15 protein-coding genes are annotated in these 13,536 nt (G+C 41.0%); all 15 read right to left on the minus strand.

Annotated features, from left to right (window positions below; genetic code table 11):
- Nucleotides 1–210: 210 nt before the first annotated feature.
- Nucleotides 211–804 carry a dTDP-4-dehydrorhamnose 3,5-epimerase family protein gene (locus tag RSK81_RS07480; protein WP_315686372.1) on the minus strand — a complete coding sequence of 198 codons (594 nt, stop codon included), beginning with the start codon at nt 802–804 and terminating at the stop codon, nt 211–213.
- Nucleotides 805–808: 4 nt separating this feature from the next.
- A complete protein-coding gene (gene rfbA, locus RSK81_RS07485; RefSeq protein WP_002913447.1) occupies nt 809–1,678 on the minus strand; it encodes a glucose-1-phosphate thymidylyltransferase RfbA in 870 nt (289 codons plus the stop codon).
- 415 nt (nt 1,679–2,093) lie between these two features.
- Nucleotides 2,094–3,422: an ISLre2 family transposase gene (locus RSK81_RS07490; protein WP_315686374.1), complete on the minus strand. Its 1,329-nt coding sequence runs from the start codon at nt 3,420–3,422 to the stop codon at nt 2,094–2,096.
- 114 nt (nt 3,423–3,536) lie between these two features.
- Nucleotides 3,537–3,845 carry a hypothetical protein gene (locus tag RSK81_RS07495; RefSeq protein WP_315686376.1) on the minus strand — a complete coding sequence of 103 codons (309 nt, stop codon included), beginning with the start codon at nt 3,843–3,845 and terminating at the stop codon, nt 3,537–3,539.
- 12 nt (nt 3,846–3,857) lie between these two features.
- Nucleotides 3,858–4,130: a hypothetical protein gene (locus RSK81_RS07500; protein ID WP_225915774.1), complete on the minus strand. Its 273-nt coding sequence runs from the start codon at nt 4,128–4,130 to the stop codon at nt 3,858–3,860.
- Between the two features lie 39 nt (nt 4,131–4,169).
- Complete coding sequence (locus RSK81_RS07505; protein WP_060971034.1) at nt 4,170–4,964, minus strand: ParA family protein; 795 nt, start codon at nt 4,962–4,964, stop codon at nt 4,170–4,172.
- 169 nt (nt 4,965–5,133) lie between these two features.
- Nucleotides 5,134–5,724 (minus strand): hypothetical protein, encoded by a 591-nt coding sequence (locus RSK81_RS07510; protein WP_136115670.1) that lies wholly within the window; start codon nt 5,722–5,724, stop codon nt 5,134–5,136.
- Nucleotides 5,725–5,736: 12 nt separating this feature from the next.
- Entirely contained in the window at nt 5,737–7,038 is a 1,302-nt protein-coding gene (locus RSK81_RS07515) for a CHAP domain-containing protein (protein ID WP_410530918.1), read from the minus strand.
- 75 nt (nt 7,039–7,113) lie between these two features.
- Complete coding sequence (locus tag RSK81_RS07520; RefSeq protein WP_060971031.1) at nt 7,114–7,371, minus strand: hypothetical protein; 258 nt, start codon at nt 7,369–7,371, stop codon at nt 7,114–7,116.
- 17 nt (nt 7,372–7,388) lie between these two features.
- The gene (locus RSK81_RS07525) at nt 7,389–9,338 is read right to left on the minus strand and encodes a virulence factor (RefSeq protein WP_060971030.1); all 1,950 of its coding nucleotides are present in this window, start codon (nt 9,336–9,338) and stop codon (nt 7,389–7,391) included.
- A gap of 9 nt (nt 9,339–9,347) precedes the next feature.
- The gene (locus tag RSK81_RS07530) at nt 9,348–9,998 is read right to left on the minus strand and encodes a hypothetical protein (protein WP_008809712.1); all 651 of its coding nucleotides are present in this window, start codon (nt 9,996–9,998) and stop codon (nt 9,348–9,350) included.
- Nucleotides 9,998–10,312 carry a DUF5592 family protein gene (locus RSK81_RS07535; protein WP_053794444.1) on the minus strand — a complete coding sequence of 105 codons (315 nt, stop codon included), beginning with the start codon at nt 10,310–10,312 and terminating at the stop codon, nt 9,998–10,000. The genes RSK81_RS07530 and RSK81_RS07535 overlap by 1 nt, the downstream gene beginning before the upstream one ends.
- A 191-nt stretch (nt 10,313–10,503) precedes the next feature.
- On the minus strand, nt 10,504–10,788 hold the full coding sequence (locus RSK81_RS07540) for a BRCT domain-containing protein (RefSeq protein ID WP_315686382.1): 285 nt from the start codon (nt 10,786–10,788) through the stop codon (nt 10,504–10,506).
- 6 nt (nt 10,789–10,794) lie between these two features.
- Nucleotides 10,795–12,864 (minus strand): pLS20_p028 family conjugation system transmembrane protein, encoded by a 2,070-nt coding sequence (locus tag RSK81_RS07545; RefSeq protein ID WP_410530919.1) that lies wholly within the window; start codon nt 12,862–12,864, stop codon nt 10,795–10,797.
- A gap of 126 nt (nt 12,865–12,990) precedes the next feature.
- Nucleotides 12,991–13,473 (minus strand): hypothetical protein, encoded by a 483-nt coding sequence (locus RSK81_RS07550; protein ID WP_008809716.1) that lies wholly within the window; start codon nt 13,471–13,473, stop codon nt 12,991–12,993.
- Nucleotides 13,474–13,536 lie beyond the last annotated feature (63 nt).

The following is a 13,536-nucleotide window of genomic DNA, read 5'->3' on the forward strand; positions in this document are numbered from 1 at the left end:
TTTATTTTTTCTCCATAAGAAAACAAAATAAGGTATTATTTGTTTCGTAAAAAATAGTAATTTTGAAATTATATAAAGGGCTAAGAAAATAAACAAAAAGAGGAGAACCATCATCAGAATGAATCCTAATGGTCCTAGAGAAATAAGAAAATAGAATATAATCAGCAAGAAATAGATAATATATTCAAACACTTGTTCTATTCACTCTTCTTACAAATCTTCTTTTCTTAGAGGTTTGACATCCTTAAGTAGTGGATGGTTCTTGTCTGCTTCTGAGACTTCTGCTGCTTCTAGGTTTTCCCACTGGATGCCTAAAGCTGGGTCTGCATAGTTGACAAAGGCATACTTAGGTTTGAGTTCCAGAGCCCAGTAGTCATTTACCAGATAGCTATAGGAAACGGTGTCAGAAAGGACTTGGAAGCCGTTGGCGACGCCACGTGGCACAAAAATACCCTTGCTAGCATCGATTACTGTCTGGTAGGTATTGCCAAAGGTCTCACCTTCACGCAGGTCTACCCAAGTTCCCAGCACCTTGCCACCATCTGCAACAGAGATGTACTTATCCCATGGTTCAGCATGAAGACCACGCAGGACATTTTTACGAGAAAAGCTGACATTATTTTGCAGTTTCCTTTCTGCAAAGAAGCTTTCAGGGAAGCCTAGCGGCAGCATTTTTTCCTTTTGGAAATTCTCCTTAAACCAGCCTCGATTGTCCCCACGAACAGGGATATCAAACTCCAGCATTCCAGGAATTCCAGGAACCTCACGCGCTGCTAATTCCTTATCAAAAAATTGTTCCGTCATCTTCTTATTCTTCTCCAATCAAGCGCAAGAGATAGTGACCGTACTCATTCTTTTTCAATGGCTGCGCCAATTCATGCACTTGCTCTTTAGTGATATAACCCATACGATAGGCAATTTCTTCCAGATTCGCCACCTGAACGTTCTGCATACGCTGAACTGTTTCGATATATTGAGCTGCCTCTAAGAGACTTTCGTGGGTACCTGTATCCAACCAAGCAAAACCACGTCCCATAAGCTCAACAGACAAATCGCCACGTTCCAAGTAAGCCTTGTTAACGTCAGTGATTTCCAGTTCTCCGCGAGGACTTGGTTTGATGTTCTTGGCAATTTCTACAACATCGTTATCATAGAAATAGAGTCCTGTCACTGCATAGTTAGAGCGCGGCTGTTCTGGTTTTTCTTCGATGGAAATAGCATTCATATTCTCATCAAATTCTACTACACCAAAGCGTTCTGGATCCTTGACATGGTAGCCAAAAACAGTTGCTCCTTTTTCCTTAGCAGCAGCATTTTGGAGCATTTTACTCAGACCTGGTCCATGGTAAATATTATCCCCAAGAATCAGCGCCACGCGGTCATCTCCAATGAAATCAGCCCCAATGATAAAGGCTTGTGCCAGCCCGTCCGGACTTGGCTGCTCTGCATAAGAGAGCTTGATACCAAACTCAGAGCCATCTCCCAGCAGATCCTCAAAACGAGGCAGATCCGTCGGAGTGGAGATAATCAAGATGTCCTTGATACCAGCCAGCATAAGAGTTGACAGTGGATAATAAATCATGGGTTTGTCATAAACCGGCATGAGCTGTTTTGACGCAGCGCGGGTCAATGGGTACAAACGTGTACCAGAACCACCTGCAAGAATAATACCTTTCATATGAGTTTCCTCTCTTAATGTATTCTCCTTATTCTACCATTTTTGAAAGCGGATGTCATCCTTTTCACTACCTTGTATGTGGTAGAATTTTTTAGAAAGCCCATTTCTTGTAATATGAAAGGAGAACTTTGACCGAGGAGTGCAAAAAAAGACTGAACATTTTTCTTGCTCAGTCTTGACAGAATGGACTTTATCCTGTATCATTAGATGAAGACTGAGTAAGAAGGACGAGTTCTTACTCGGTAAGGCGGAAGGTGTTGACGCACCTTTCGTCTTTTTTTATTCGATTTATTTAATAAGTATTATAGCACACAAGTACCCACTATGCAAGTGTTTTCTGTAAAAAAACAGCAGAAAAAACACTTTTTTGAAAAAGCGACTATTATATAACTTATTATATACTTTATTGTATAACTTACTTTTTCCCAAGACGACGTTTAGAAGGATAACGAAAATTAGGCAAGCGATAGCAACGTTTTACCTTATTTTGTTTAACCTTGATTGTCCCTCCAGTTATATCATCAAGTTCTATCATTTCCTCATATTCCTCTCGCCAACAACCAAAGAAAAGCTCACGCAAGCCATCCTCATAATTCAGAATAATCATTTGGCTCATGGTCTGGGCGCCAAGTACCGTCCAGTACATACCACGCTTTTTCATGCGATAGGTGACTTTTCTGTGCTGGCTTTCCATAACCCCAATTCCTGAAGAACTAAGTCCTCTTAAATTAGCTGGTTTGGTGTATTGAAAATTTTGTAGGAGTTTATTTTTAAAGTGTTCAAACTCTTCTTCCTCCTCTTCTGTAGACAGTAAGCCCTCTGTCGTATCAAGGACAGTCCGCAGCTTTTCTTTGTCGTGCTGCTTGATCGCCTGGAAAGCTAAATCCAGGAGTTCTTCTGCATAAGGCCTAAAAGCAAGCTTCAGCTTCTGGTTGACATGGTAAGCGTCCCAGAAGTGCTCATGACGTTTTACCTTTAGGGCTTTGGCTATCTCTTTAAAGATATAGGGTGTATAACCATGACCGCCGTCCGAATTGGTAATCAGGATAGTTTCTTCCTTGATGTCAAAGTGGTTATAGAGGTAGTCTAGCACTTGATCTCTCGTCAATCGATTATCTAAGGAGATAAACTCTTTTTTCCCTTGAAGTTCAAAGCGGTTACTTCCTACCTTTTTGCTTCCCGTGTGAATGACAAAATGAGAGAGATCATAGTTTCGACTAGGATCTTCCTGATCACTCGCTTTCACCATCACCCCATCTCCTTCAATATAAATCACATCGACAGGCTGCTTTTCTTGAGCCTCTTCATCTCCATAAAAGCGATAAGTTGCTTTCTCCTTCAGAAGTTCATCGCAAAGTTTGACAGCCTTCACAACAATCGGCTTGGTGATACGGATATGATAAGTCAACTGAATAACCTGGATGACCTTATCATAAGGCATCATGGTAGAGAGGCAGGCCACCTGGTACATAAACTCCCAGGAGAAGCGAGTGTTCTTAGACAAGCCTAGCTTCTCATCGACAGGCACAACCCACTCACCCCCTTTCTTCCAACGGCGACGTCTGAAGGTTATTTCTCCAAAAGTAAAGGCAACCGTCCGCTCCATTGAGTGAATACAGGTATAACCTCTGGCTTTCATGATGGGAACCATCTCTTCATCGTACTGAACGATGCTCTCATAAACATCTTTCGCATTTTGCGCAAATAATTGATCCTTTAATTCTCTTTCATCAAAAACAGTCATTAACACTCTCCTTGAAAGTTAAATTAAAATCTATTTTAATCAATTTTTACCTCTTTTTTCAACTAATAGACCTTAAATAAAAAAGAGCCTCACTTTGGAATGAAGCTCATTTTCTTATTTTTTCTTCTGGATAGAGTTCACCAGACGTTCAAAGACTGGATAAGCAATCATTGAGCAGGGGATGACTAGGAAAATAGCTACAATGGAGTCTGCTATAAAGGAGAAGTCCCCTGTAAAATGAACCATTATAACAATAATGGCAATAGGAAGAACCAAGACTGGTACAAACTTCAGAGCCAGTAGCCCTACAACCAGCAAGAACAGCATGCTTAAGCCATAGGACTTATAAAAGACAAAGACAGCCACCGCTGCCAGAAAGATGAAGAACAGTCGAACTAAGTTTTTCATATTCAGGATAATCATAAGCTTATCTCCTTACTTTTTAAGCTTTCGCTGCATCCTTTCCCACTCCCGAATGATCAGATTTTCTAAATAATCTGAAGCTGATTTAGCTTGATGGTATTCCACCAACTCCTCCAGCTTGTCATAGCGGACATCATGGTGTAAGGAAAAAGGATAGCGGCCTTTCTTGTTATAGTTAGACGCAGCCTTTTTAGAGGTGCGGTTGCTTTTTGGGGGTGTCACGGACTGAGAAAGGGCTTCATTCAGGGATTGTTTTAACTTATCTTTATTTGGATTAAATGCCATTATTAATCTCTCCTCTTTAAATATTCTATAAATAAATCTTTAAGCTAATTGATTCATAGTTTCAATAATTGAATCTAAACTATTTTGAAGTACATCAAAGAAAGCCTGATGCTTTTTGTAAATTCTAGGATTGTTCTTCATATCAATAATTGTATTATCTTTTGTAGTTTGATTAAATAATTCTTTTTGTGGAATTGGACTTAAAACATTATCTTCTTCAGCCAGACCTGCCATCAACTCTTTTGATTTAATCTTACTACTAATCATATTTGGAAGGAAAAAAAGTTTAGCTGTAATAAGAGACTCACGACTTGGACGAACAATCTCTTCTTTACGATAAGCCTCTAATCTTAATTTAAGATTCTCCTTCCCTTCCTCAGAAAAATCACTTGGAATCACCGGACAAATAACCGCATGGCTAACCGCTATTGCATTCTTTGTTGCAGTACCAAAATCTGGGCGGCAGTCGATTAAGAGATAATCATATTCATCTAGGTTCATAGCTTGATAGTTAGCATCTAACCAGTCATAAAAATAAACATTTTTATTAGGATCAGTTTCTAACTTTCTTTCAATTTCGTCCAATCTCATAAATCCTGGAATTAAATCAATATTAGGTGCTACAGATATAATGTCTACTTCTCCACCCATATATACATTAGCAATAGTACCTTTTGTAGGATAAATATTAAAATAATGTGTAAGATTACACTGATGGTCTTCATCAGCTGCCAGGACTTTATAACCTTGTTCTGCTAACTCAGCAGCCATCATCAATAACGCAGTTGTTTTCCCTGCTCCTCCCTTTATAGCTGCAAATGTAATAATTTTCATCTAACTTCTCCTTGCATTATAATTATAAACATATACCTTTCTATACTTCTATTATACCACTACACAAAGGAATCGTCAACGAAAAATACACAATAAGTTATATAACTTATTATGTATTTTATTATATACTTAATTGTTCGTTTTGTTATCTATTTTCTTACGTCAGAACTTAGCCAAATGTCGCTCCGATATTCCCGCCAATGTAGGCTTTCAATTGGATTTGATTGACTGTGGTATTGAAGTTTCCAATAAAATAACAATTCTCTTCATTCTCTTTAGTCAACACCACCAAGAATTGAACCACATCGTCACTCTCTGAAGGGCTGACTTCTAGTTTTGCCTTTTGATAGGTGTATTGATTGACTAAAATTGCCATCGCAAAGGTTTGTATCATAGCATTATCGGTCATGGAGAGGTGATTTTCAATCGTCCCTTTTACATCAGCAAGAGTTTTAGCCTTTTGGATATCCGCCACTGCCTCATCAAAAGCCACAACAACTGCTTGCGTTTGAACCTCATCTGCTTGGCTATAGGGATGTTCCAGCTTTAATTTAGCTGTTCGATGGTTCTTTTCATCCACTGTCTCCTCTTCGACTGGAGAAACTGTTTCCTTCTTCTTTGAAGGTTCTGTCTGCTCTGTTTTAGGCTCCTCTTTTGATTTTTCTTTGGTCAGGTATTGGTAAATACCGACACCAGCTGAAGTGATTAAGAGAGCTGTTGCAATGATGAATACCATGTTATCTTTAATCCTTTTCTTCATTCTTGTTTCCTTCTATTTTACTAATTTTGGTGACTTATTATCTGGATAAGCAAAGGTCGTAATCTCCGCCTTTTGTTGGGCGGGACTCCAAATCCGATAATCCCATGTGTAGGGCTTTTTGAAATAGTCCCATCCACTGATTGGCGTGTTTTGTTCAACAATCAGGATAGAACCATCTTCAAAGACATGGCAGACGATACCTGTATGCCCATATCCGCCTCCTCCGTTTTGAGTAGAGAAGATAGCGCCCTTCTTAGGGGTCGTTTTGACGCTATTTCCGAATATAGAGGCCCAAGATGACGCCTGGTCTTTCCCGTTCCCTGAGACAGATCCAGAGTGGCCCCAAAGATGATTTCCTAAACTAATAGTTAAGTTTACACACTGGCCATCTAAGCTAGGCCCATACCCTGTCACATACCAGCCTTGAGAAGAAGCATATTCCATCCCAAAACTTTTTGGATCGATGATGTATTGTTTCAGACTAGCTGGAAGATTATCAGGACTATAGCCCCAGGCTGTTGCATCCCCTGGAACAGTTCCTGTCCCATCAGATACTCCACCTGAACTGTCATCATCGCTGCAATCAGTGTCGCTATCGCTGGAGCTATCCTCAGCTGAAGAAGTGTTGGGAGCTTCTGAAGCAGCTGTCGTTGTACTGCCCTTATAGGGTTTAGTTCCGTGAGCAGCAATAGCTTTGTCATCCAGCCACTTGTACTTCGTACCCAGAGTATCATACATAGCAAGCAGTTTAGTCTTATAAGTGCCATCTGTTGCCCAGCCACCGTCCGCAATCGCAGTTAAGGTACTCTTTCCATCTGTATTATTGATAGCGGCTGTGTAGAGGGTCTGGTGAGCCATGAACTCTGCCTTCCCTACAATCCCTGCATCATAGCTGGAAAACCAAGTATAAGCTCCGCCAGTTCCATCTCCGACGTTGGCACCTGGCTTGGTACCGCTTAAGTCAACACTATCTTCCCCATAAGTCGCAAGCGTGACTGGGAAATTACTTTTACTAGAGGTTTTAACTCCGCCCATATTGTGAGCCATCCAAAAGGAGGTACCGTTTGGATTGGAGAAGTTAAAACCATTTTCTATCATCGTCTGAGTGATAGAAGCAGACGGTAGGAAACCACCTGCTTTCCAGGAGTTGATATAGGCTTCTTCATGCTTCTTAACAAAATCATCAATCGAGCCATCCCCTGAAGGGATTTCACCTGAAGAAGTAACCTGGGTATCAGAGCTAGAGCTACAATCTTTTGAGCTACTGCGAGACACGGCACCAAATACTCCAGCCAATATACTTGTCAGCATCATCACCAAGATGATAAAAGCTCCTAGCGTGAGCCCGATTTTCCATACAAAAAGTTTCTTCACAGACTCCCTCTCTTTCTACCAGAGACCCAGGACTGTTTTTAAAAGAACATAGAAAATCAAAAAGATAATAAAGCCAATCGCAACCTTCTTGAGACTATTGATAAACTCCTGATCACGGGCTTTCTGAGCCTCTAATCGTTCAGGGTCAGAATCTCCTTCAGAAGCGAAATAGTCTCGTTCCGCTTTCATTCTGGTTTTTCTGATTAACACATATTCATCAAACGCTTGCTTCTTACGTCCAAAAAATCCTAATCCATCGTTTTTGCGTGACATTCTTTCTTCCTTTCTGATTACTGGAGCCCGCCATAGCGTTCTATTTCAGGGGCTAACAACTGCTGGTTAAAGACAATATTTCCTACACTGGAGATATTCATGAACAGCTGGCCTTTTCTTAGTCGTGGTAAAGTTTCCAATTCTGATTGGTTCATAGATCCCGATAGCGCATTGGCCAAAAGCGGCACACTGGTATCATCCGTTTGAGCAAATACTCGATACTGCATCAATCCAAAGATACGTTGAACTGCTGTCACATACGGATCCTTAAAAGTAGCACTTCCTGACTCAAAGAGGATGCCTCGAAGGGAATTTACCGACAAGACCACGCCAGCAAAGTTCTCACCCATCGAGTCAATAATATCTGCCAGCAGTTTTACGCTGCTTTCATACTTAGGATTTATGAGCGTTTGTGCTTCAGAAATATTAACAATATAGTGAGGCATATCCATCTCATTTTTATCAGGTGAAGCCTTCAGGGTCTGCTTGCATCGTTTCCCGTGGTTAACAATATCAGCCGAGACCAGGGATAAAACAGAGAAAATCTGCGCATTCAGCAAGTTTGGCATGGCTTTGAGTCCTGACAGGTCAAAGGTCACAACCTGCTCTCTTGAAATATCCTGAAATTCGGTTGTCCCTTCAAACATATCCGCATTGGTTGTCAGAAGCTCATTAAAAGTATTGTAAATACGATTAACAGAGCTTAGTTCAATCTTATTGGTATGTTTTTTACTCTGAAGCTTATCTTGATAGTCTTCTACATACATCACAAAGTCAGACAGAATAGGGTACTCATCCGTGACAAGTTCAGTTGCCTTCAGCTTTTCAGGGGTCAGGGTAGGATTACGAGCCCAGAGACCTTCCTCAATATAGAATTCGTTTAAAATTTGGCCAAGAGTAGTCAAGTCATCTCTAGTAGCTTCATCGTTTAACAGCTTGAAAATATTCTTGAGCTTCTCAATATGCAAGTTATATGATTTCTTCTTGTCTACCTCAGTTCCTTCTTCATTCGTTACGGTTGGGAAGACCTGAAAGATATTGATCCGATTGGCCTCACCTGAGAGATCTAAGATCAGTCCGTGTTGTTTACGGGTCTGATCGAGAAACGTGCCATTGGCATCAAAATTACGAATAAAATTCCCTTTGGCATACAGGCCATCAGTATGTTTGAGAAGGAAGGAGCGCTGGCCCATTTTAGGGTTACCAGAGATAATCATGAAGGAACGGGTTCGACGCTCATCCCGTTCTAAAAAGTTAAAGTTGACAGCTCCTCGAGTCGGCGTCCACCCGAGATAGACGCCTCGCTGATCTTCCAATTTGGTATGATTGAAGAAATAGCCACCTGCCAGATCATGAGGCTTAACAGGAATGCCTCGACGACGATTAGGAAGGTCAATCTGATATTGAGCTGGAATAAACGGAGCATGGTATTCAAAGTCTAATTCACCTGAGAGGATGGTTGATTTGAAGTTAGAGGTCTTATCCTTGATGTCCTCAACTTTGCGGAAGAGCCCTTCTTTCGTTGAGGCGGGCACAAAAATTCTCACATACATCCCCAGTATAGAAATATTCTTCTTCGTAATTTCACGGTTCAGTTCCTGCAAGTCCTTGATTTCATCTAACTCTTTCTGGTTATCCGTAAGCTTACTATTGCCAGTAATACGGGTTGATTTCTCCTCGATGGAGTCCGTAATCTCTTGACGAATGACCTTACTGTTTTCTCGGTAGATAGAAAGGAAAGCCTGTGTTCCAGGAATGAGCATGAGATCAGATAACCAGAACCGATCCAAGTCTTCTGACGGATATTCATAGAAATGAAGCACGGTATGGCAGCCGTCTCCACTCGTCCAATAGCGGTCATTTCTAGCAAAATCAATATTCCCTTGAGGTTGGATTTGGCTGAGAAAGGCTAAGTCATAGCCATCTGCTTTCAGTTGACGTTGGCGGCGTTTTGATAATTCTGGCATAAGAACCTCCTATACTTTTTCGTTCATGTTGTTAAATTGCTTTATAATCTGGATTTTCTTTGTCTTCGTCACTTCCTGTGGAACAAAGTCATTATTCCCGTAAGTCTTAGCCTTACGCACTAACTCATCAAGTTCTGATGTCGTTGGAGCAAAGAGCCAGAGTATAAACTCTGTATTGTAGATTTCCTGTTGGATGTTTTCCTCGGTTTGGATTTGGGAGATTAACCATTCTTCACGGTCTTTCAATTGCAAGTAACGTCTTTCTTCAGGAAGCAACCTCGCTTTCTCCTGGCGAACCTGACTCAGATGATGCCTAAGATCCATAATCTGCGTATCCGTATTGGTGGGAAGTGTTGTGGTTTCCACCTGAATATCCGTATTAAAATCTGTCAGCCACTTTTCAAAATTATCCAAGGTACGGCGGATTTCATCATAAGACAGGGAGCCTAGGTCTTTGCCTGGGATTTCCAAAAACTGCAAATAGCCAAAGTCCACTAGTTCAATGTAAGCTTTATGATTATTAATAATCTTTTTGGTATCCAGGAGCTCGACGCAGGAGTGAAGATCGAAGTATTCCTGTTTGAATTTCTTATCTTGGCGGATTTGACGCCCCAAAGGCCGTTTCTCTTGAGAAACTGGTGAGTAATGTTTTATTGCCATTAGTGTTTTTCCTCCTCTTTAGATCGTTGGTAATTGATACTGGTATAGTGTTTACGACGGCGTCTGAAGAAAAGATACATACTCTGCCAATTCTTCTTTCCGCCGTTGGTTGGCAAAACTAAATATAGACACATGAGAGGCGTTAGGATAATAAAGGCTAACAGCTGGGGCCACTGGCTCGTCGGAAATATCTTCGTGCCAATAGAGAGAGCCACAACCGCTGAACCGCCAACAAAAACAATATCTGCCATGAACAGTCCGATGATTTTGACTTTCGCATAGATGTCCCTAGGGACACCGTACTTTTCGTTCATATTTTCTTCTCCTTTATCATTGATAATCCTAGTGTAAAGTATAATTCAAAAGCTTGCTCTAACGGGACAAGTCACCGCAAAAACTCTTTTCCAGCTGAAAGAGAATAGATTTTTATTAGCCATAAAGTTATATATTTTTTTATACATTTCATTACACACTGTCTGACAAATAGGAAGGCAAAAAAAGAGCCTCACTCCTGAGACTCTTTCACGATAGTGAAGAAGGATTCTTCAGATAGAATGGTAATCTCCTGCCCTTCCTCTAACCTCTTTAAAACGGCTTCGTATTTCTTAGAGTGGCGATCAGGTTTAAAGAGATCCAGTTGCTTATGGCCCGCTACTAAAATTTGTGTTTGAGCGGACACATACCCTTGAACGATAGCTCCTCTCTCGGTAAGAAAGGCTACTGCTTCATTTCGAGTCAGTGGCCTCAAGCTTCCTGTGATGACCACCACTTTATCTTTGAGATCAATCATAGGCACTTACTCCTCTGTTTCGTCAATCTCTGCCCCTCTGATATGACTTTGGCCTTGCATTCGTTGGCCTGCCTGCTGCATCTGTTGGCTCATATAGTTCATCTGGGACATAGACTGCTGGAAGTTGCTTTTCGCAGGTGAGGGGTTTGGAGGAGTTGTTGGATCACTCACTCCTTGAAATGATGCTTCTTCTGATGGAGTTGGAGGTAACGTCGGATCCGTCACTCCGCCACTTGGTGAAAGGGAGCTTGCATCATCTGAGAAGATCGGTTCTCCACCATATTGACCTGAAGGGTTCAAAGTATAGTCACCATCTCGACTAAATCCTGGCTCAGGGACAACGGCATCATTTTTCAGCCCCTTATAGACTGCATTTTGAGCATTTGAGGCTTTCTGATCAAGATTATCCGTCACTCCGCCCATATAATCTTTAACCTTGCCAGCTCCCTGTTTGGCCATAGCATCCGCCAAATCTACGGCATTACTTACACCGCCTTTGGCTGTATTCCAAATGCCTTGATCTCTCACAGCATTAGCAACACCACTCAAGCCACCGCCTGTCGCCGCCAGGCTATTGCCAAGAACTTTACTACCTGTCACCACGGCACCTGGGACTTTCTTAGCCATATCTACACCGAATTGACCAGCGCCAACCGCTCCATGAGCTAGGGCACCTGCACCAGTCGCAAAGGCATTCCCCATCATCATGGCTCCAAGAAGTTGTTGTGCGGTGTCGCTGTGACCTGTTGAGACTCCCAGCCAGCGTTCAATCATGCTCACTCCTTGCATAGCTGCAAAGAAGACTCCGATATAGACAAGCCCAGCAGCCAAACATTGTTCCCACATATTTAAGCCATCGAAGAAACCACCTGATAGTTTGGTAATAGCAGAAACAGATAGGGTAGGAAGGTCACGACAGATCTCCAGCGTCACACGCATGATGACAACTTCAAAGAAGATACCAGCGAAGGCTCCATCGATTGTCCGAAGCAGCTCTTTATACTTCTTAGAATTTGAAAGGGATGAATACCCCTGAATTGGCGAGATCATTGCTTCAATGACGATGTCAAAGACTGACTTTACAAACTTTATCGACATACTCACCAAGAGGATGATTAAAATGATATATTGCATATACATTCCAATCCAGTTGACCTTATAGCGCAGGTAGACTGACTCAAAGGCATTTAAACCTTTAGCAAATCTATGTTCTGTGATTGTTTCGACTCCTACTTGCTCAGAATCTAACTTATGAAGGAATAATCCTTTAATTCCTTCATAGCCAAATTTTTTCTTGTATCGTTCTTGTACTTGTTTTAGCAACTCGCTATTAGTAGCTCCGTATGTAGCTCCAAAATCAATCCGAGTCGCAAAATCAGATGTGTCTCGTTTGTCTGTGCTGTCTGTAATATTATTGACAGGAGTTGATCCTTTCTTAACAGGTTTGATATAACCATAAGAGTCCATAGGGAAGAGCTCCGTTGAAAAGTCATTATCAATCAAGACTTTCAAATCCACTACGTTATTTTTCATGGGTTGTATTGCTAGAGAAGAATATTGTTCACTTCCTTTTGGTGCTTCACTAGAAACAGTCTGAACAGACATCGCATCTTGCGCAACAACAGTAGCTATCGAGGTCAAGGCTAGCGGCATTACAGCTGTAACAAATGTCACCAAAAGAAAATTGGTGATAACTCCTTTGTATTTAACAGGCTTTGTAAAGACTCCAGTTATAGCTGATACAACCAAAATTAAGCTAAACACCACAGTCCCCAGCACCTGGAAGCCTCGGAAAAACTGGCCAATAATTGTGTTAGAATCTCCCAAATAACCAAAGAGGCCAAAGAGTTTGAACATGTTATTAAAGACATGTTCTAAGCTAGCTGTAATTTGATATAAGGCTTTACCAATCCCTCCTGGAATATAAGCTATAAAAGCCATAAAAGCAGGGGTAGGCTCCAGGTAATTACTCCAGTAAGAATAAAACTGAGCCAATTTTTCTGCTTTATCACCGCTAAGATCACCGTCAGTACTTCCAATCTCCTTCATGAGATCAGAAAAAGTTTGGTAATTCAATAAAGGCACCTACTTTCTTTTTTAGATACCTTTATCATAAAAGATAATCAAGATACCCGCTCTAAGAGGACAAGTCACCGCAAAAAAAGGAAGCCTCAAAATCGAGACTTCCTTTTTATAACACAACTAGTCAGCTTTCCCAGTGAAATCATAAAATGCATTTCCGTCTTTATATCCTCGACGTAATTCAATTATGCGAATTGTTTTCCCACTATCCGTGAGAACAATTTGATAAAAAGCTTTATCTTCAAACTTATCAAATTCCCCAACTGCAATCGTGAAATTATCTGTACCTTTTAGCTCGTTTTCCAATTCATCTAAAGCACCTTTAAACGAGGAAGGCAATTCTTTTACTTGTTTTTCCGAAAGAACTTGAAACTTATTCTCATTATTAGCTCCGTTAGTAATAACATGATTTTTCTTATCAAATTTCAACGTATCTCCGCCAGCTGAGAAAGGATATTCATAACCAGCTTCTTTTGAGTATCCAGTGTAACTATCCTTCAATTCTGTTTTCATAATATCTTCAGCGGATTTTTGGCCGCAGGCCACAAGGAGCACAGCCATGAAACCTAGCAACATAACACCAAATATCTTTTTCATTTTCATGAGTACTTCTCCTATCTTTTATTGAGTTTATTATAGCAGATATATCTTATTAATGCAAAAGGT

The organism is Streptococcus sp. DTU_2020_1000888_1_SI_GRL_NUU_041A (genome assembly GCF_032387735.1).
In the GTDB taxonomy this organism is placed as follows: domain Bacteria; phylum Bacillota; class Bacilli; order Lactobacillales; family Streptococcaceae; genus Streptococcus; species Streptococcus sanguinis.